This is a genomic window from Streptacidiphilus sp. P02-A3a (assembly GCF_014084105.1).
Taxonomy (GTDB): Bacteria; Actinomycetota; Actinomycetes; order Streptomycetales; family Streptomycetaceae; genus Streptacidiphilus.
This window is the reverse complement of record NZ_CP048289.1, coordinates 5,755,010-5,772,878: the sequence shown is the minus strand read 5'-3', so window position 1 is coordinate 5,772,878 and position 17,869 is coordinate 5,755,010. Positions and strand designations below refer to the sequence as shown.

Here is a 17,869-nt window from a genome sequence, read left to right as displayed (position 1 = left end):
GCGCAGGCCATCCGGCCGTCCCGACGGAGAGGTGTGTGCGTGATGCCCGAACGCAGTTCGTATCCCGACGGGGCGCCCTGCTGGGTGGACCTGACCGCGCCGGACCCCGGCGTCGCCCGGGCCTTCTACGGGGCGGTGATGGGCTGGGAGTTCGAGGACGCCGGCGCTGACTACGGGCACTACACGATGTGCCTGTGGCGCGGGAAGCAGGTCGCCGCGCTGATGCCGCCGCCGCCCGGCGGCGAGGGGATGCCCGCGATGTGGAACGTCTACCTGTCGACCCAGGACATCGAGGGGGTGGTGGCCAGGGTCGCCGAGGCGGGCGGCAAGCCGGTGATGGGGCCGCACGACGTCCCCGGGGCCGGGCGGCTGGCCTTCGCCTTCGACCCGACCGGCGCCTCCTTCGGCCTGTGGCAGTCCGGTGGGCACAGCGGCGCGCAGCTCCAGTCGGAGCCGGGCGCGGTCTGCTGGCACGAGCTGAACACCACCGACGGGGCTGCCGCCGACCGTTTCTACCACGCGCTGTTCGGCTACACGCAGCAGCAGATCGGCGACGGCAAGCAGTTCGACTACACCACGTGGACGCTCCCCGGCGTCAACGACCCGGTCTGCGGGCGGCTCCAGGCCTCGGCCGGGCAACTGCGCGGGGGACCCTCGGCCTGGGCCGCCTACTTCGCGGTGGCGGACGTGGACGCCGCCGCCCGCGAGGTGGCCGCCCAGGGCGGCACGGTGCTGGCGGCGGCCTTCGACTCGCCGTTCGGCCGGATGTGCCCGGTGCTCGACCCACTGGGCGCGTCCTTCACCCTCTGCCAGCTCCCGGCCGAGGGCTGAGCGGCCGAGGGCTGAGCCGCCGGACGCCGAGCCGCCGGACGCCGAGCGGGCCAACGCCGAGCCGCCGGACGCCGAGCGGGCCGGGGGCGTGAGCCGTGGCGCGCGGGTCCGGGTCCGTCGGCGTACCGGCGGGCCCGGACCGCGGCCGGGTGATCAGCCCCGGGTCTTGGCGAACAGCTCCAGGATCTCCTCGGTGCTGCCGCTCTCGCCGAGGCGCGGGAAGATCCGCTCCAGGCTGTTCCGGTGCGCCTCCGGGTTCATGTCGGTCACCGCGTCGGTGGCGATGGTGACGTGGTAGCCGTGCTCGTGCGCGGCGCGGGCGGTGGACTCGACGCCGATGCTGGTGGCGATCCCGGCCAGGACGATCTGGGTGATCCCGCGGCGGCGCAGCTGGACGTCCAGGTCGGTGCCGTGGAACGCGCCCCAGTTGCGCTTGGTCACCCGGATGTCCCCGGGGTGGCCGGAGAGCTCGTCGACGATGACGTCCCAGCCCTCCGGCGGGACGCCGCCGAAGCCGGCGTGCTCGGTGCGGCCGGGGACGACGTCGCTGAAGTCGGGGGCGAAGCTGACCCGGACCAGGACGACCGGCGCGCCCTGGGCGCGGAAGGCGTCCGCGAGCTGGACGGCGTTGCCGACGACCTCGGCCCCGCTCAGCGGCGCGGCGGCGGGGGAGGCGACGATGCCGCGCTGAAGGTCGATCAGGACCAGGGCGGTGCTCTGGTCGAGGGTGGTGACGGCCATGGTGGTGGTGCCCTTCGTACTCGGTGTTACCGGGGGAGTGGTGCGGTCGGAAGGTTCAGGGGGCCGTTCGGGCGGCACGGCGCAGTGCGGGGTCGAGCAGGGTGACCGCCAGCAGGAGCACGGTGCAGCCGAGCATCACCAGGGCCAGCGTGTGCAGCCCGGCGGTGGTCGCCCGGTGCGGGAAGACGGCGGCGATCACCGCCGAGGCGAGCATCGCCCCGCCGTACTGGAAGGTCCGCAGCAGCCCGGAGGCGGTGCCGATGCGCTCGGCCGGGGCCTGCCCGTACAGGGCGTTCTGGTTGGCCAGGCCGTTCAGCCCCTGCGGCAGGCCGGACAGCACGGCGACGGCGACCAGCAGCCAGATCGGCGTGTCCGGGCGGAGCAGCAGCACCAGCGCGGCGGCTGCCGTCGCCAGGCCGCCGCCGACCAGCAGCTTGCCGCGGATCTCCCGGCGGCGGCCGGTGACGGTGGCGACGCCGATCGCGGCCAGCGACAGCGGCAGCATGATCAGGCCGGTGCCGGACTCGCTGAGCCCCCGGCCCTGCTCCAGCCACTGGGTGAAGCCGTAGAGCATGGAGTAGGTCACCGTGCAGTACAGGATGTGCCGGGTGTAGGTGAGCAGCAGCGGGCGGTTCGAGCCGAGCATGCGCAGGTCCAGGAACGGGTCCTGGGTGCGCAGTTCGCGCCTGGCCAGGGCCGCCGCCAGCAGCGCGGCCAGCACCGGGAGGTACCAGTCGGCGGCACGCGGGGCCATCAGGAACAGCATCGCGGCGGTGACGCAGCCGGTGAACAGGGCGATGCCGCCCAGGTCCAGGGGGGTGGGCCGGGGGCTGTCCGGTTCCGGCGCGGGGGTGCGCGGGAGCCGCAGCCGACCGAGGACCAGGCAGGCCAGCGACAGCGGGATGTTCACCGCGAACACCGCCCGCCAGCCGTCGAGGCCGACCAGCAGCCCGCCCAGGGTGGGGCCGATCGCGGCGCTGGCCTGGGCGGCGACCGCGAGCGCGGTGAGGATCCCGCCGGGGGTGCTCCGGCCGGTGCGCGCGGCCTCGCCGCGGATCAGCGACATCGCCGCCGGGTAGGCGGCGCAGGTGCCCAGGCCGAGCAGCACCCGGGCGACGATCAGCAGGGCGATGGACGGCGCCAGCGTGCCGAGCAGGCCGCCGACGCCGACCAGCGCCGTCCCGGCGAGGTAGACCGGGCGCGAGCCGTGCCGGTCCACCAGTCGGCCGACCACCGGCTGGCCGACGGCGGTGGCCAGGTACAGCGCGGAGACCAGCCACAGGGTGACCGAGGGCGCCGCGCCGAAGGCCGCGCCGATCGGGACCAGGGTGACCGCGATCATCGAGGAGTTGATCGGGTTGAGCAGGGTGCCGAGCACCAGCGGCGGGGTGAGCCTGCGGTCGAAGCCGGGGCCCGGATCCGGGGCCGCCGGGGCCGGGCCGGTCTGCCCGGACTCGGCGGGCTGGGGTTCGGCGGGCTGCGGGGATATCGCGGTCATGGCCGGGTGAGCCTGTCCAGCAGTGCCAGGGCCTCGGTGACGGTGGCCAGCTCGGTCTCGCTGAAGTGGCTCCGCAGCGCCTGGGCGAGCCACTCCTGCCGGTGTCGGCGGCTGTCCCGGATGCCCTCGTCACCCTGCCGGGTGAGCGAGACCACCTGGCGGCGGCCGTCGTCGGCGTCGGTACGGCGCTCGATCAGGCCGCGCTCCTCCAGGTGCGCCAGGGTCGCGCCCATCGACTGCGGGCGGACGCGCTCGGCGGAGGCCAGCGCGCCGGGGGAGGCCGGGCCCTCGCTGTCCAGTCGGCTCAGCACGGAGAGCTGGGTCGGGGTGAGCCAGTCCGGCGGGTCGAGCTCCTTGAGCCTGCGCCGCAGCCGCCCGATGAGGACCCGCAGGTCGTTCGCCGCGCGGGCGGCGGGTTCGCCGGAGTCGCCGTACCTCTCCTCGCTGTCCATGGCCTTCACCGTAGTTTAGTAAGTCTGGACTGACAAGTTCAGCCTTACCATTGAGTGGAGCCGCCGGAAGCGGGCGGTCGGTACCGGTACGATCTGACGGCGTCGCCGCCGGGGATTTGGAGGTCCCAGTCGAACCGGAGGAGCTCCTGCTGTCGGCCCGGGCCCGCCGCCCAGAGGCCCTCATCCGGGCTGCCGTCGGCGCGGTCCTGATCGGTCTGGTGCTGCTGTTCGCCGCCGACGCCCGCAGCACCGCCGGGGGACTGAACACCGACGTCGCCCAGCAGGCCGCGCACGCGCCGCAGTGGCTGGTCGACCTGGCCGGGGCCTTCGCCGCCACCGCCGTGCTGCTGCTGCCGGTGGCCTTCGCGGTGCGGCTGCTGTGGCAGCGCGAGCCCCGCCGGGCCGCCGACGGGGTACTGGCCGCCGTGCCCGCCTACGGTCTGGCGCTGCTGGTCGGGCTGGCCCACCCGGTGCTCGACCGACCCGCGCCGGTGCTCGCCTACCTGATCACGGCCGGGGCCGCCGCCCGCCCGCGCTGGCTCGCGGCGATGGTCGTGCTGCTCGGCCTGGACGGCCTGACCGCCCTGGTCAACGGCAGCGCCGACGCGCTGGCGCTGCTGCTCTCGCTGCTGGTCGGGCTGACCACGGCCAACGCCGCCGTGTACGCCCTCGGTTCGCCCAACGCCCGGCTGACCACCGAGCTGCTCTTCGGCGCCCTGCGGCTGACCGGCTTCCAGCCCGTCAGCGCCTTCCGCACCCCGGGCGTCCCGGCACACGGCCAGCACCGGTTCCTGATCGGCCAGCACGGCGAGCGCCCGGACCTGGACGTGGTGCTGCTGGACCGGGAGACCTCGGCGGCGGGCTTCTTCCGGCGGAGCTGGCGCCGACTGCGGCTGCGTTCCGCCCCGCAGCGCCGCAGTCTGCTCTCCCCCCGCCAGGCCCTGCAGCAGGAGGCCCTGCTCTCCTACGCCGCGCAGGCGGCGGGCGCCCGCAGCAGGCGGCTGCTGGTCACCGCCGACCTGGGCCCGGACGCCGCCTTCGCGGTCTACGAACGGCTCACCGGACACACCCTGGACCAGCTCACCGACGAGGAGGTCGACGACGGCCTGCTCGCCGACGCCTGGCGGCAGCTGGACCGGCTGAACGCCCGCCGGATCGCCCACCGCGGGCTGACCCAGGGCTCGCTGCTGGTGGACGAGCAGGGGGCGGTCCACCTGGTGAACCTGGAGGACGGCGACATCTCGGCCGGGGACCTGGCGCTGCGCGGCGACCTGGCGCAGCTGCTCGCCACCACCGCCACCCGGGTCGGCGCCGAGCGGGCGGTGGCCGCCGCCGTCGGGGTGATCGGCGCCGAGCGGGTCGGTACCGCCGTACCGATGCTGCAACCGCTGGGCGTGCTGCCCGGGACCGGGGTCGCCGCCGGGCAGCTGGCCGAGCTCCGGGACGCGATCCTGCGCACCCGGCCGCAGGCGCCGGTCGAGCCCGCCCGGCTGGAACGGCTCCGCACCCGGACCCTGATCAGCGTCTTCGGCGGCGCGCTGGCCGGGTACTACCTGCTGCTCCAGTTCTCCAGCAAGCAGGACAACCCGCTGGCCGCGCTGGGAGCGGCGCACAGCGGCTGGTTCGCCTTCGCCGGGCTGGCCGCCGTCGGCGGCGTGGTCGCCGCGACCATGAGCTTCGTCGGCTTCGTGCCCGAGCGGCTGAACCTGGCGCAGGCCGGTCTGGCCCAGCTCGCCGGGGGCTTCGCCAACCTGGTGACGCCCAGCGGCGTCGGCGGGATGGCGGTCGGCACCCGGTTCCTGCAGCGCGCCGGGGTGGCCCCGCGCAAGGCCATCGCCAGCGTCGGAGCCTCCCAGGTGGTGGGGCTGGCACTGCACCTGCTGCTGATCATGGTCTTCGGCTACCTGGCCAGCGTGCACTACGGCCCCTCGCTGTCCACCTCGCCCGCGCTGATCACCGGGGTGCTGGCGGCGGCGGTACTGGCGCTGGTGGCGGCTGGCGTGCCGCGGCTGCGGCGGTGGATCGCGACCCGGTTGCAGTCGCTGTTCGCGGGCGTGCTGCCGCGCCTGCTCGACCTGCTCCAGCACCCGGTGAAGCTGGCCGTCGGCGTCGTCGGCCAGCTGCTGGTCTCGCTCACCTCGGCCGCCTGCCTGTACTTCTGCTGCCTGGCCTTCGGGCTGCACCCCGGGCTGGCGGCGGTCACCGTGGCCAACCTGATCGGCGGCGCGCTCGGCTCGGCGGTGCCCACCCCGGGCGGCGTCGGCGGGGTGGAGCTGCTGCTCAGCGGCGCGCTGGCGCAGACCATCGGGGTGTCGGCGGCCGAGGCGCTGCCGCCGGTGCTGCTGTTCCGGGTGCTGACCTTCTGGCTGCCGGTGCTGCCGGGCTGGATCTCGCTGGTCTGGTTGCAGCACCGGAAGGCGCTGTGACCCGGCGGGGCCGGTGTCGGGCGGTCAGCCGCCGCGCTTCCAGACCCGGACGTAGTCGACCAGCATGTCGTCCGGCTCGCTCTGGCCGCCGACGGAGCCGACGGCGTTGTTGAGCACCAGGTACTGCGGCTCGTCGGTACCGCCGCTGCTGGTCGAGCCGACATCGCGGCCGTCGTAGTAGTAGGTGACCGTGCCGTCCTCCCACTCCGCGCCGAAGGTGTGCCAGCCCGGGCCGGTGTCCGCGCAGGCCCCGGGCGCGCCGGTGGAGCTGTGGTAGTGGTAGCAGGTCAGCCCGGTCAGCCCCTCCATCACGTCCATCTCGCCGTCGGTGGGCCAGTTCTGCCCGTCGGTCCAGAAGGCCGGCCAGTCGGCGACGCCGCCGTCGGCGGAGGCGGGCAGGTAGATCCGGGCCTCGAAGGCGCCCTCGGTGAAGGCGTGCAGCCCGTTGGTGTTCACCATGCCGGAGGCGTAGGGGCGGCTCCGGCCGCCGCACTCCTCGGTCCGGCGGACCGCGTCCAGGTGCAGGTAGCCGCCGCCGACGCTGACCTGCGCCGGGTCGTAGCACTCCTGTTCGGAGGGGCCGACCGGCGGGGTGATGCCGGCGGCCAGCCAGCCGGTGCTCCAGTTCGCGGTGTCCAGGCTGTCGCCGTTGAACTCGTCGTCGAAGACCGGGGTCCAGCTCCCGGGCATGCCCTCGGGACCGGCGTCGGCGGCGTCGCCTTCAGCGGTCGTGGCGTCGGCGGTCGTCGTGGCGGCGAGGTGCGGCCCGGGCCGGGCGGCGGGCGTGGCCGGGCGCTCCGGCGGCGGAGCGGCGTGGGGCCGAGGGACGCCCGGTAACGCGGACGGCACGGGTATCCGCAGCCGCTCGCCGGGGCGGATCAGGTTCGGGTCGGCGCCCACCGTCCGCCGGTTGTCCGCGTACAGGGCCCGCCAGCCGCCGCGGACGTGGAACTCGGCGGCGATCCGGTACAGGTCGTCCCCCGGGCGCACCACGTGCACCAGCGGTTCCCGGGCGGGTGGGCGGGCGCTGCCGCGGTCGGCCGCCGGGCCGGGGTGCGGATCCGCCTTCGGCGGGGCCGAGGCCTGCGCGGGGACGCCGCCGCCGAGCAGCGGCAGTGCGGCGGCGGCCCCGGTGAACGCGAGGGTGAGCGCGGTGCGGGAGGCGTGGTTGCCGCTCGGGCGGCGGTGCCGGGCGTGGTTCGGCATTGCAGCTCCCTTGGGGGAGGGGCCGGTGGTCCTCCACGATGCCGCAACGATGGCTAGATCGTGACGTTTCCGTGCAAACAGAGGTCCGGTGCGCGATTTCCACGCCCGCTGGCGCTCAGCCGTTCGGCAGGATCACCGCGCGGCCGTTGACCTTGCCCGCGTGCAGCCGCTCGTAGGCCAGCGGTGCGTCGTCCAGGCCGTAGGTCTCCACATGGACCTCGACGAAGCCCTCCCTGGCCAGGTCCAGCACCTCGATCAGCTCCGACCGGCTGCCCCAGTAGGGGGCGGTCACCGAGACCTCGAACGGGGGCGAGCCGAAGCCGACCGGCAGCGTGCCGCCGCCGATGCCGACCAGGGTGACGTCCCCCTCGACCGCGACCACCGCCGCCGCCGTGGCCGTGGTGGGCGGCGCGCCGACGAAGTCGAAGACCGCCTCCGCCCCCAGGCCCCCGGTCAGCGCCCGGACCTTCTCCGCCGCCCCGGCGTCGGACAGCACGGTCTCGTGCGCCCCGACCCGGCGGGCCAGCTCCAGCTTCTCCTCGGAGACGTCCAGCACGATCACCCGGGTGGCGGTCAGCGCCCGCAGCAGCTGGATCGCGACGTGCCCGAGGCCGCCGCTGCCGATCACCACCGCGCTGGTGCCGGGCACCAGCTTCGGCAGCGAGCGCTTGATCGCGTGGTACGGGGTGAGTCCGGCGTCGGTCAGCGGCACCGAGGCGACCGGGTCCAGGTCGCCGAGCGGGACCAGGTGCCGGGCGGCGTCCACGACCAGGTACTCGGCGATCGCGCCGGGCGCGCCCAGGCCCGGCGGGTGGATCCCGAGCCCGGCCGCCCGCAGGCAGTAGTTCTCCTTGCCCTGCGCGCACTTGACGCAGTTGCCGCAGCCCCACGGGCCGTACACGGCCACGGACTCGCCGAGGCTGATCCCGGTCACCCCGGCGCCCAGGGCGGCCACCGTGCCCGCGCCCTCGTGGCCCAGGGTCAGCGGCAGCGGGTACGGGAAGTTCTCGCCGGGCCAGCTCATCACGGCGATGTCGGAGTGGCAGACCCCGGCGGCGGTGACCTTGAGCAGCACCTGCCCCGGCCCGGGCTCCGGGTCGGGCACGGTGACCACCTCGGGGGCCTGGCCTATCGCGCGGTACTGGAGAGCCTTCATGTTCGCTCCTCGAATCCCCCCACGGGTCGGATCGGACGGTGGTTCAGCGGGCGGCGTAGGCGCCGTCCACCAGGTGGTAGCTGCCGTGCACGAAGGACGCGCGGTCGGACAGCAGGAACGCGGTCACCTCGGCGACCTCCTCGGCGGTGCCGAGGCGTCCGGCCGGGTGCAGCGCCACCAGGGCCTCCCGGATCGAGACGTCGGTCTGCGAGAGCAGCGGGGTGTCGATGAAGCCGGGCCCGACCGCGTTCACGCGGACGCCCCGGGCGGCGTACTCGATGGCGGCGGTCTTGGTCAGGCCGATCACACCGTGCTTGGCCGCGACGTACGCGGCCGATCCGGCGAAGCCGTTGGTGCCCAGGATCGAGGACATGTTGACGATCGCGCCGCCCCCGGCCGCCACCATCTGCTGGAGCTCGTAGTGCATCGAGTAGAAGACGCCGTCCAGGTTGGTCGCCAGCACCTGGCGCCAGCCGTCGATCGGGTACTCGCCGATGGGCACGCTGCCGCCGCCCGCGATCCCGGCGTTGTTGACGGCCAGGTGCAGCCCGCCGAGAGCCTTGACGGTGGCCGCCACGGCCGCCTCCACCGAGTCGGGGTCGGTCACGTCGACGCGGACGGCCAACGCGTCGGCCCCGGCGGCCCGCAGCTCGGCGACGGCGTCGCGGGCGCCCTCCTCGTTGAAGTCGGCGACCGCCACGGCCGCGCCCCCGGCGGCCAGGCGGCGGGCCACGGCCAGGCCGATGCCCGAGGCGGCCCCGGTGACCAGGGCCGTCCGGCCGCTGAACTCCTGGGCGTAGTCGGCGACCGGGAGGGAGTTGGTGCTCATTTCGTGCCTTTCGTTCCTTGCGGCAGCGGGTCTTCGGCTGAAGGCTCCGCGGTGAGCAGCTCGAACGCCCGCTCCAGCAGCTCCGGCAGCCCGGCGGCCCCGGTGTCGCGCACCCACGCCCGGGCGGCGGCCAGCAGCGCCGCCACCCCCGCGCCGACGGCGACCGAGGGCCGCAGGTCACGCTCCGGGTCCACGCCCAGCCTGGCGGCCACGATCCGGATCGACGCCTCCTCGGCGTCCACGCTGATCCGCCGGTGGACAGCGGTCAGCGACGGTTCCATGGTGACCAGCCGCAGCAGTTCGCGCATGCCGGGGCGGCGGTCCCAGGCGGGCTCGCGCTCGTCGGCGAGCCAGACCCGCAGCGCCGCCCGGTAGGCGGTCAGCGGCTGCTCCCCGGCGGGGCGGGCGGCCAGGGCGGCGTTGATCCGTTCGCAGTCGGCCCGGACGCAGTCCAGCACCGCCTCCTCCTTGGAGCTGAAGTAGCGGCTGAAGGTGCGCCGGGAGACGTCCGCCTGTTCGGTGACGTCCTCGACGGTCACCCCGGCCAGTCCGCGCTCCAGGACCAGTGCCAGGGCCGCGTCGGCCAGGGACTGGCGGGTCTGCCGGGCTTTGCGGCCACGGCGGCCCGCCGCCACGGATCCGGGTTCGATGCTCACGCCGTTCACCGTACACCCGGAAATGTCCCACTGGGACATGAGGCTCGGCGGGACATTTTCAGCGGCGCCCGTCGGCGTCCCCGCCGCCGCGCCGACCGCTCCCCGGTGGCCGGTCGTCGAGCCGCTCTGACCCGCGGCGGCGGGTGCGGCCGGGTGCGGGTCGCGGGTCGGGAGAGGGGGGTCGGGCCCGGTGGGTGGCGGGCGGTCGGCATACGCACCGTCAGTTGCCAGGTGGTCCGGCTGCGGCCTCGGCCGATGGTGGCCGCCGGACCGGCGACGGGTGGAGGAGCGGCTCTCCACCCCCGCTCTGACGCCGTGTCACTCCAGCTCAGTGGTGTCAGGATCGTGTAGCGGAGGGCGGATCGGGGGCGTCCCGAGTGGAAAGCGGAATGCCGCCTGTGATCTGATGTGACTGAAGGATGAGTCCAATGAGTTGACCGCTAGCTGGGCAGACTGCGGGGTCTTGTGTACATATCCATCGCCATAGCCGCCACGGCCCTGGCGGTCGTACTGGTGGTCGGCGTACAACTGGCGCGGAGCCGAAGAGCCGCGCGGCAGCACCAGCAGCGGCATCGGCAAGTTGAGACCGAGTTCTCCCAACTCCAGCACGCACACCAGCAGTTGCAGGGCCACGCGGTGCAACTGGCAGCCGAGCGGGACGAGCTGGCCGCCGCCGCCAAGGAACGCGAGGCGGAGAACGGCGAGGTGCTGGCGAACCTGGCGCTGCGCACCCTGGGCCTGGTCGAGCGGCAGCTGAGCCTGCTCGAAGGCATGGAGGGCAGCGAGTCGGACTCGCTGCGACTGGAGCAGCTGTACCGGCTGGACCACCTCGCCACCCGGATGCGCCGCAACGGTGAGAACCTGCTGCTGCTCGGTGGCGCGGTGCACCACCGCCCCGCCCAACCGCAGGCCCCGACACCGCTGTTGGACGTGCTGCGGGCGGCGCTCTCGGAGATCGAACGCTATGAGCGGGTGCACCTGACGCCGCTGCCCCGGCTGTGGATCCGGTCCGACGTGGCCGAGGACCTGGCCCACCTGTTCGCCGAACTCCTGGAGAACGGCACCGCGTTCTCGCCGCCGACCGAGCCGGTCACGGTCACCGGCTGGCAGCTGCAGAGCGGTGAGCTCATGGTGACCCTGGTGGACCGGGGCATCGGCCTGCCGGACGAACTGCTGTACGAGGTCAACACCCGCCTCGCCGCCCCCGCCGACCTCCCCGCCAGCGGCGCCGCCAGGACCGGGCGCAGCATGGGCCTGCAGGTGGTCACCATCCTGGCCCGGCGGCACGGGCTGCGGGTGCAGCTGCGCCACAGCACCACCGCCGACGGCACCACCGCGCTGGTCGCGGTGCCGGTCACGGCCTTCGCCGCGGAGCCCGCCCCCGCCCAGCCCGCGGCCGCCGCCTGGGACGAGATGGCGGCCGACGCCGCCGCGCAGCAGACCCGGCCGCTGAGCGCCGTGCCCGGTCCGCGCCCGGCCGCGGTCACCGGCACCGGTGCGGGCGCCGACGGGCTGCCGAAGCGGGTGCCCGGCGAGAGCGGGCAGCGCGCCCGCCGCGCCGGTGCGGCCGAGGAGGACGGGCAGGCGGCGTCCGGCCCGTCCGCGGCCGAGGAACTGCGCCGTCGGCTCGGCGGCTTCCAGAGCGGAGTCCGCGCCGCCGCCCCGCAGCGTGCCGAGGAGGAGTGGCGATGACGTTCGGCGTTCACGGCGCGCACGGCGCGCCGGGCGCGGCCCAGGTGGAGTCCACGCCGTTGCAGCGGCTGCGCTGGCTGCTCAGCGACGTCCTGGTGACCACACCGGGGATGCGTTCGCTGGCGCTGGTGTCCACCGACGGCCTGCCGCTGGTCGCGGCGGACGAGAACTCCCCGGCCGAGGAGCTGGCGACGCTCGCGGCCGGACTGACCGCCCTGTCCGGCGGCCTGTCGAAGCTGATGGAACTCGGCCTGCTGCGGCGCACGGTGGTGACCCTGCAGGAGGGGACGCTGGTGCTGATGTCCGTCGACGCGACCACCTGCCTGGCCGCGTACACCAGCGCGGACTGCGACCTGAGCCTGGCCGGGTACCAGCTGACCCGGCTGGTCGAGCGGGCCGGGCACGTGCTGACCACGCAACTCCGCCGCGAACTCCGGGCCCGGCCCGGGCAGGAGGCCAACCGGTGATGCCCCAGACATCCGCAGGACACCCCACCGGCGGCCTGCCGCGCCGCTCGGCGCGGGTCCGCCCGTACGCCCTGACCGGCGGACGCACCCGCTTCGGCCAGGTGCTGCTGGTGGAGACGCTGATCTCGGCGGTCTACCAGCGGCCCGGCGAGGCCACCCCGGCCGTGCCCGAGCTGGAGCGGATCTGCGACCTGTGCCAGGGGCAGATGCGCTCCATCGCCGAGGTCTCGGCGCTGCTGCGGCTGCCGCTCGGCGTGGTCCGGGTCTGGGTGAGCGACCTGGTGGACGCGGGCCGCATCCGCGTGCACGGCGGATCCGTCGCCGTGCGTTCCGGCGGTGGCTCGGGCATCGCCGCACCCGCACGACCGAACCGCATGGTTCTGGAGAGGATCCTCGGTGGACTCCGCGATCTCGCCTGACCGCTCCGCACCGGTGCATACCCCGGGCGGTATTCCGCTGACCGAACTGCCGGTCACCTCCGCCAAGATCGTCATCGCGGGCGGCTTCGGCGTGGGCAAGACCACCCTGGTCGCCTCCGTCTCCGAGATCACCCCGCTGACCACCGAGGCGGTGATGACCGAGGCCGGCTCCGGCACCGACCCGCTGCCGGACGGCAGCACCAAGACCACCACCACCGTGGCGATGGACTTCGGCCGCCTGCACCTCGCACCCGACCTGGTGCTGTACCTGTTCGGCGCGCCCGGACAGCGCCGCTTCTGGTTCATGTGGGACGACCTGGCGCGCGGCGCGGTCGGCGCGGTCGTGCTGACCGACACCCGGCGGCTGGCCGACAGCTTCCCGGCGGTCGACTACTTCGAGAGCAGCGGCCTGCCGTTCGTGGTCGCGGTCAACCGCTTCGACGGCGCGCCGCACTACGCCGACGCCGACGTCAGGGACGCGCTCAGCCTCTCCCCGGGAGTGCCGCTGCTGTGGTGCGACGCCCGCTCGCGGCTGTCCGCGGCGCAGACCCTGGCGGCCCTGGTCGAGCACACCCTCTCGCTCGAACAGGACTGACTGTCCCTCCCGCACCACTCTCCCCAAGGAGCCTCCATTGGCGAAGGTACTCATCGTCGGCGCCGGTCAGGCCGGGCTGCAGCTCGCGCTCGGCCTCCAGGGCGACGGCCACGACGTCACCGTGATGACCGACCGCACCCCGGACGAGATACGCGGCGGCCGGGTCCTGTCGACACAGTGCATGTTCGATACTTCGCTCGGCTACGAGCGGGCGCTCGGCCTGAACCTCTGGGACGACCAGGCGCCGCGGGTCCAGGGCCTGGGCGTGTCGGTCAGCGGCCCGGAGGCGGCCCGGGTGATCGACTGGGTGGGGCGGCTGAACGGCCCGGCCCAGTCGGTGGACCAGCGGGTCAAGATGCCCGCCTGGCTGGAGCTGTTCGCCGAGCGCGGCGGCAAGGTCGTGGTCAACGGCGTCACCGTGTCCGACCTGGACCTGCTGGTGCGCGGCTACGACCTGACCCTGATCGCGGCCGGCAAGGGCGAGCTGGTGTCGATGTTCGCCCGCGACCCCGAGCGCTCCCCGTACACCGCGCCGCAGCGCGCGCTCGCCGTCTCCTACGTGCACGGCCTGGGCCCGCGTCCGGAGCATGACTTCCCGGCGGTGCGCTGCAACCTGGTGCCCGGCGTCGGCGAGCTGTTCGTGATCCCGGCGCTCACCACCTCCGGCCCCTGCGACATCCTGTTCTGGGAGGGCGTCCCCGGCGGCCCGCTGGACGTCTTCGAGCCCTCGCGCGGCCCGGAGGAGCACCTGCGGAACACCCTGGAGCTGATGCGCGCGTACACCCCCTGGGAGTACCAGCGGACCCTGGGCGGCGTCGAGCTGACCGACCCCCGGGCGACCCTGGCCGGGCGCTACGCCCCGGTGGTCCGCAACCCCGTCGGCGAGCTGCCGAGCGGCGGCGTGGTGTTCGGCGTGGCCGACGTGGTGGTCGCCAACGACCCGATCACCGGCCAGGGCTCCAACAGCGCCTCCAAGTGCGCCACGCACTACCTGGCCGCCATCCGCGCCCACGGCGACCGGCCGTTCGACCGGGCCTTCATGGAGGCCACCTTCGAGGGCTACTGGAACTCCACCGCCGGCGATGTCACCGCGTGGACCAACGCCATGCTGGCGCCGCCGCCGGAGCACGTGCTGAACCTGATCGGCGCGGCCGGACAGCTGCCGCCGGTGGCCGACCGGTTCGCCAACGGCTTCGACAACCCGTCGGACTTCCCGAACTGGTTCTTCACGCCGGAGGCGGCGACGGCCTACCTCGGCTCGCTCACCCAGGGCTGACCACGGCCGCGCCCCCGGTTCAGGTCGGGTCGGGGGCGCGGGCCGCGTCGTACAGGTCCGGCTCCAGGTAGATCACCCGCGCCATGGGCTCGGCCGCCCGCACCCGGGCCTCGGCGGCGTCCACCGCCGCCGCGATCCCGGCGCCGGTGGCGTCGGCGGGCACCGCGATCTTCGCGGCCACCAGCAGTTCCTCCGGGCCGAGGTGCAGCGTCCGCATGTGGATCACCCGGTACACCGAGTCGCCGTCCACCAGCGCCGCCCGGATCCGCTCCAGCGCCTCCGGACCGGCCGACTCGCCCAGCAGCAGCGACTTGGTCTCGGTCGCCAGCACCACCGCGATCGCCACCAGTAGCGCGCCGATGGCCAGGGTGCCCGCGCCGTCCCAGACGCCGTCGTGGGTGAGCACCGCCAGCCCCACCCCGAACAGCGCCAGCACCAGGCCGATCAGCGCGCCCGCGTCCTCCAGCAGCACCACCGGCAGCTCCGGGGCCTTCGCGGTGCGGACGTAGCCGGCCCAGGACTGCCCGCCCTTGCCGTGCCTGGCCTCGCGGACGGCGGTCCGGAAGGACAGCCCCTCGGCCACCATCGCGAACGCCAGCACCCCCACCGGCCAGTACCAGTCGTCCACCGGATGCGGGTGCCTGACCTTCTCGTAGCCCTCGTACAGCGCGAACACCCCGCCCAGGGTGAACAGCACCACGGACACCAGGAAGCCGGACACGTAGCGCTCGCGCCCGTAGCCGAAGGGGTGCTCGCTGTCGGCCGCCCGCCGCGCCCGGTGGCCGCCGACCAGCAGCAGCACCTGGTTGCCGGAGTCGGCCAGCGAGTGGACGCCCTCGGCGAGCATCGACGAGGAGCCGCTGAACCCGAAGGCGACGAACTTCGCCACCGCGATGGCCAGGTTCGCGCCCAGCGCGGCGACGACCGCCCGGCTGCCACCGGACCCGCTCACCCGCGCGCGGTCCGGCCGAAGCGGCTCAGGAACAGAGCCTCGACATGGGCCATGTGCTCGATCTCGCTCGGATCCACGCTCTCGTTGGGCGCGTGGATCAGGCAGCGCGGCTCCTCCACGCCCATCAGCACGATCTCCGCGTCCGGGAAGGTCCGCGCGAAGACGTTGCACAGCGGGATCGAGCCGCCCTGGCCCAGGAACGCCATCGGCTTGCCGTAGACCGCCCGCATCGCCTCGTCCAGGGCCGCGTAGGCGGGCCCGCCGGTCGCCGCGCGGAACGGCGCGCCGCCGGACTCCGGCTCCACCTCCACCCGCACCCCCCAGGGCGCGGCGGACCGCAGGTGGGCCGAGAGCGCGTCCATGGCCTTGGCCGGATCCGTCCCCGGCGGCACCCGCAGGCTCACCCGGGCCCGGGCCCGGGCCGGGATCGCGGCGGCCGAGCCGACCACCGGCGGGCAGTCGATGCCGAGCACGGTCACCGCCGGACGCGCCCAGAGCCGGTCCGCGACCGATCCCGAGCCCAGCAGCTCCACCCCGTCCAGCACCCCGGCGTCGGCGCGGAACTGCTGCTCGTCGTAGCCGACGCCGTCCCAGACGCCCTCGCAGTCCAGGCCCTCGATCCGGGTGCCGCCGTCCGGGCCGCGCAGCGAGTCCAGCATCCGGATCAGCGCGGCCAGGGCGTCCGGGGCCGCGCCGCCGAACATGCCCGAGTGCATGTCGCCGTGCAGCGTGGACACCTCGACCACCAGGTTGGCCAGGCCGCGCAGGCTGGTGGTGGCGGTGGGCACCCCCACCGCGGCGTTGCCGGTGTCGCAGACCAGCAGCACGTCCGCGCGCAGCTGGTCCGCGTGCGGCGGGACGAAGGCCTCCATGCCGCCGGTGCCCTGCTCCTCGGAGCCCTCGGCGGCCAGCACGATGCCCACCGGGAGGTCGTCGCCGAGCGCCCGCAGCGCGGTCAGGTGCATCACCACGTTGCCCTTGCAGTCGGCCGCGCCGCGCCCGTACCAGCGTCCGTCGCGCTCGGTCAGCTGGAACGGCGGCGAGGTCCAGGCCTGGTCGTCGAGCGGCGGCTGCACGTCGTAGTGGCAGTACAGCAGCACGGTCGGGGCGCCGGGCGGCGCCGGGCGGTGGCCGATGACGGCGTGGCTGCCGTCCGGGGTCGGCTCCAGCCGCACGTCGGAGAGCCCGGCCTCGGTGAACGCGGCCACCAGCCACTCGGCGGCCTCGCGGCAGCGCTCCGGCGGGTACTGGCGCGGGTCGGCGACCGAGGGGATGGCCACCAGCTCGGCCAGGTCGGCCTTGGCCCGCGGCATCAGCGCCGCGACGCGGCGCCCCAGGTCCTGCTCGTGCGCGGTGCGGTCCTGCGGCGTCTCTTGCTGCGGCGTCCTGTCCTGCGGCGTCCTGTGCTGCGGTGTCCTGTCCTGCGCAGTCATGCTGCTGCTCCTGCCCCGTCCCGGCGGCTGCGGGACGTCCGTGGTGCCCGAAGTACCGAGCTGCCGTGCCCCATCAGAATCACCGCCGGTGACCGGGCGCGCACGTCGGACGCTGTCGGCGGGGGCCGACGGGGCGACGTGGGCCCGGCCGTCCGGTCGCTAGCGCCGCCGTCCCAGCGCGCGCAGCCGCAGCCGCACCGCCCGGCCGGCCCGATCACTGAACCGCAGCAGCGGGACGGTGGCCCACAGGCTCACCAGTGCCACCGCCGCGCCCATCAGGCAGTCCATCAGGTAGTGGTTGCCGGTGCCCATCACCACGAAGGCGATGAAGAAGGGATAGAGCAGCCCCAGCGCCCGCAGCAGCCGGTGCCGGGCGTACAGGAACAGCAGCAGCCCGCACCACAGGGCCCAGCCGACGTGCAGGCTGGGCATGGCCGCGAACTCGTTGCTCATGTCGTCCAGCCCGCGCGGGGTGCCGCCGCCGCCGACACCCCACCAGCCGACCGAGGAGTGCTCGGCGAGGATGTCGGTGAAGCCGGCGCCGGGGCCCAGCAGCCGCGGCGGCGCGGTCGGGAAGGTCACGAAGCCGACCACCCCGAGCAGCGTGGTCAGCCCGAGCCAGGTGCGGGCCAGCCGGTAGTGCTCGCGGTGGCAGCGCCAGACCCAGAACAGCACCGAGACCGTGATCACGTAGTGCAGTGAGGCGTAGATGAAGTCCCCGGGTATGCCCAGCCAGGCGTGCTCGGCGAACAGCCGGTTGAGCGTGTGCTCCGGGCTCAGGTGCAGCCCGCGCTCGATGGACAGGATCCGGCGGCCGTGCGCCTCGGCCTGGGCCGCGCTGGTGTGCACCAGCAGGCGACTGCCGTCGTATATCGCGTAGAGGACCAGCAGCACCTCCCAGCCCCACTTGCGGCGCCACCACCGTGGCTTGCCGGACGTCCCGGCTGGGCCTCCGGCGCCGGGCAGCACCCCGACAGCGTTGGCGGCCGTTCCGTTCGACCCGTCCTCGGGTCCGTCACCGGACTCGCGGGTGAGGTATGCGTGATCGCTCTTCATGGACTCTCGGGCTTCAGGGCGAGGGTGGACGGCAGTCGCACGAGCCCGCCGGACCAGCGGACACGAAACGGCTCCCGCAAGGGGGAACGGCACACCCCGGCGCCTTCTGCGGCATCTGCCGCCGGACGGTTCTGGGGGCAACCGGTGGAGTAGGGCGGTCATGCCGCCTCAGCTGTCCGGCGTT

Annotated in this window: 17 protein-coding genes; 7 read left to right on the top strand and 10 right to left on the bottom strand. The window is 74.5% G+C overall.

Annotated elements, in window-relative coordinates; all coding sequences use genetic code 11:
• The first annotated feature begins 42 nt into the window (after positions 1–42).
• Positions 43–831: a VOC family protein gene (locus GXP74_RS24735; protein ID WP_182453443.1), complete on the top strand. Its 789-nt coding sequence runs from the start codon at positions 43–45 to the stop codon at positions 829–831.
• A gap of 153 nt (positions 832–984) precedes the next feature.
• Here the strand turns inward: GXP74_RS24735 and GXP74_RS24730 are convergent, their stop codons facing one another.
• The 3 genes from GXP74_RS24730 to GXP74_RS24720 are packed head-to-tail and all read right to left on the bottom strand — an operon-like array spanning position 985 to position 3,522.
• Positions 985–1,572: a hydrolase gene (locus tag GXP74_RS24730; RefSeq protein WP_182453442.1), complete on the bottom strand. Its 588-nt coding sequence runs from the start codon at positions 1,570–1,572 to the stop codon at positions 985–987.
• A 55-nt stretch (positions 1,573–1,627) separates the two neighbouring features.
• Entirely contained in the window at positions 1,628–3,070 is a 1,443-nt protein-coding gene (locus tag GXP74_RS24725; protein ID WP_182453441.1) for an MFS transporter, read from the bottom strand.
• On the bottom strand, positions 3,067–3,522 hold the full coding sequence (locus GXP74_RS24720) for a MarR family winged helix-turn-helix transcriptional regulator (protein WP_182453440.1): 456 nt from the start codon (positions 3,520–3,522) through the stop codon (positions 3,067–3,069). Before GXP74_RS24720 ends, GXP74_RS24725 begins: the two co-directional genes overlap by 4 nt.
• Positions 3,523–3,638: 116 nt before the next feature.
• Here GXP74_RS24720 and GXP74_RS24715 point away from each other — a divergent pair, with 116 nt between their 5' ends.
• Positions 3,639–5,948: a lysylphosphatidylglycerol synthase transmembrane domain-containing protein gene (locus tag GXP74_RS24715; protein ID WP_182453439.1), complete on the top strand. Its 2,310-nt coding sequence runs from the start codon at positions 3,639–3,641 to the stop codon at positions 5,946–5,948.
• 24 nt (positions 5,949–5,972) lie between these two features.
• On the opposite strand, the gene GXP74_RS24710 is transcribed toward GXP74_RS24715, so the two are convergent.
• The 4 genes from GXP74_RS24710 to GXP74_RS24695 all read right to left on the bottom strand — a co-directional run bounded on the left by GXP74_RS24710 (position 5,973) and on the right by GXP74_RS24695 (position 9,795).
• Positions 5,973–7,154: a family 16 glycosylhydrolase gene (locus GXP74_RS24710; protein ID WP_182453438.1), complete on the bottom strand. Its 1,182-nt coding sequence runs from the start codon at positions 7,152–7,154 to the stop codon at positions 5,973–5,975.
• Positions 7,155–7,269: 115 nt separating this feature from the next.
• The gene (locus GXP74_RS24705) at positions 7,270–8,310 is read right to left on the bottom strand and encodes an NAD(P)-dependent alcohol dehydrogenase (protein WP_182453437.1); all 1,041 of its coding nucleotides are present in this window, start codon (positions 8,308–8,310) and stop codon (positions 7,270–7,272) included.
• A gap of 43 nt (positions 8,311–8,353) precedes the next feature.
• Positions 8,354–9,139, bottom strand: coding sequence for an SDR family NAD(P)-dependent oxidoreductase (locus GXP74_RS24700; protein WP_182453436.1), 786 nt, complete (start codon positions 9,137–9,139; stop codon positions 8,354–8,356).
• On the bottom strand, positions 9,136–9,795 hold the full coding sequence (locus GXP74_RS24695; RefSeq protein WP_225448153.1) for a TetR family transcriptional regulator: 660 nt from the start codon (positions 9,793–9,795) through the stop codon (positions 9,136–9,138). Before GXP74_RS24695 ends, GXP74_RS24700 begins: the two co-directional genes overlap by 4 nt.
• A 465-nt stretch (positions 9,796–10,260) precedes the next feature.
• Here GXP74_RS24695 and GXP74_RS24690 point away from each other — a divergent pair, with 465 nt between their 5' ends.
• Genes GXP74_RS24690 through GXP74_RS24670 form a run of 5 tightly spaced genes read left to right on the top strand, consistent with a single transcriptional unit; the run spans position 10,261 to position 14,244 of the window.
• Positions 10,261–11,487: a sensor histidine kinase KdpD gene (locus GXP74_RS24690; RefSeq protein ID WP_182453434.1), complete on the top strand. Its 1,227-nt coding sequence runs from the start codon at positions 10,261–10,263 to the stop codon at positions 11,485–11,487.
• Positions 11,484–11,954: a roadblock/LC7 domain-containing protein gene (locus GXP74_RS24685; RefSeq protein ID WP_182453433.1), complete on the top strand. Its 471-nt coding sequence runs from the start codon at positions 11,484–11,486 to the stop codon at positions 11,952–11,954. Before GXP74_RS24690 ends, GXP74_RS24685 begins: the two co-directional genes overlap by 4 nt.
• Positions 11,954–12,373: a DUF742 domain-containing protein gene (locus GXP74_RS24680; protein WP_182453432.1), complete on the top strand. Its 420-nt coding sequence runs from the start codon at positions 11,954–11,956 to the stop codon at positions 12,371–12,373. The genes GXP74_RS24685 and GXP74_RS24680 overlap by 1 nt, the downstream gene beginning before the upstream one ends.
• Positions 12,351–12,968 (top strand): ATP/GTP-binding protein, encoded by a 618-nt coding sequence (locus tag GXP74_RS24675; RefSeq protein ID WP_182453431.1) that lies wholly within the window; start codon positions 12,351–12,353, stop codon positions 12,966–12,968. Before GXP74_RS24680 ends, GXP74_RS24675 begins: the two co-directional genes overlap by 23 nt.
• Positions 12,969–13,005: 37 nt before the next feature.
• Positions 13,006–14,244 carry a styrene monooxygenase/indole monooxygenase family protein gene (locus GXP74_RS24670; protein ID WP_182453430.1) on the top strand — a complete coding sequence of 413 codons (1,239 nt, stop codon included), beginning with the start codon at positions 13,006–13,008 and terminating at the stop codon, positions 14,242–14,244.
• Between the two features lie 19 nt (positions 14,245–14,263).
• On the opposite strand, the gene GXP74_RS24665 is transcribed toward GXP74_RS24670, so the two are convergent.
• From GXP74_RS24665 to GXP74_RS24655, 3 genes are all read right to left on the bottom strand, one after another.
• Positions 14,264–15,196 (bottom strand): cation diffusion facilitator family transporter, encoded by a 933-nt coding sequence (locus tag GXP74_RS24665; protein ID WP_182453429.1) that lies wholly within the window; start codon positions 15,194–15,196, stop codon positions 14,264–14,266.
• Positions 15,193–16,629 (bottom strand): dipeptidase, encoded by a 1,437-nt coding sequence (locus tag GXP74_RS24660; protein ID WP_182453428.1) that lies wholly within the window; start codon positions 16,627–16,629, stop codon positions 15,193–15,195. The genes GXP74_RS24665 and GXP74_RS24660 overlap by 4 nt, the downstream gene beginning before the upstream one ends.
• Before the next feature lie 159 nt (positions 16,630–16,788).
• Positions 16,789–17,685, bottom strand: coding sequence for a phosphatase PAP2 family protein (locus GXP74_RS24655; protein ID WP_182453427.1), 897 nt, complete (start codon positions 17,683–17,685; stop codon positions 16,789–16,791).
• Positions 17,686–17,869 lie beyond the last annotated feature (184 nt).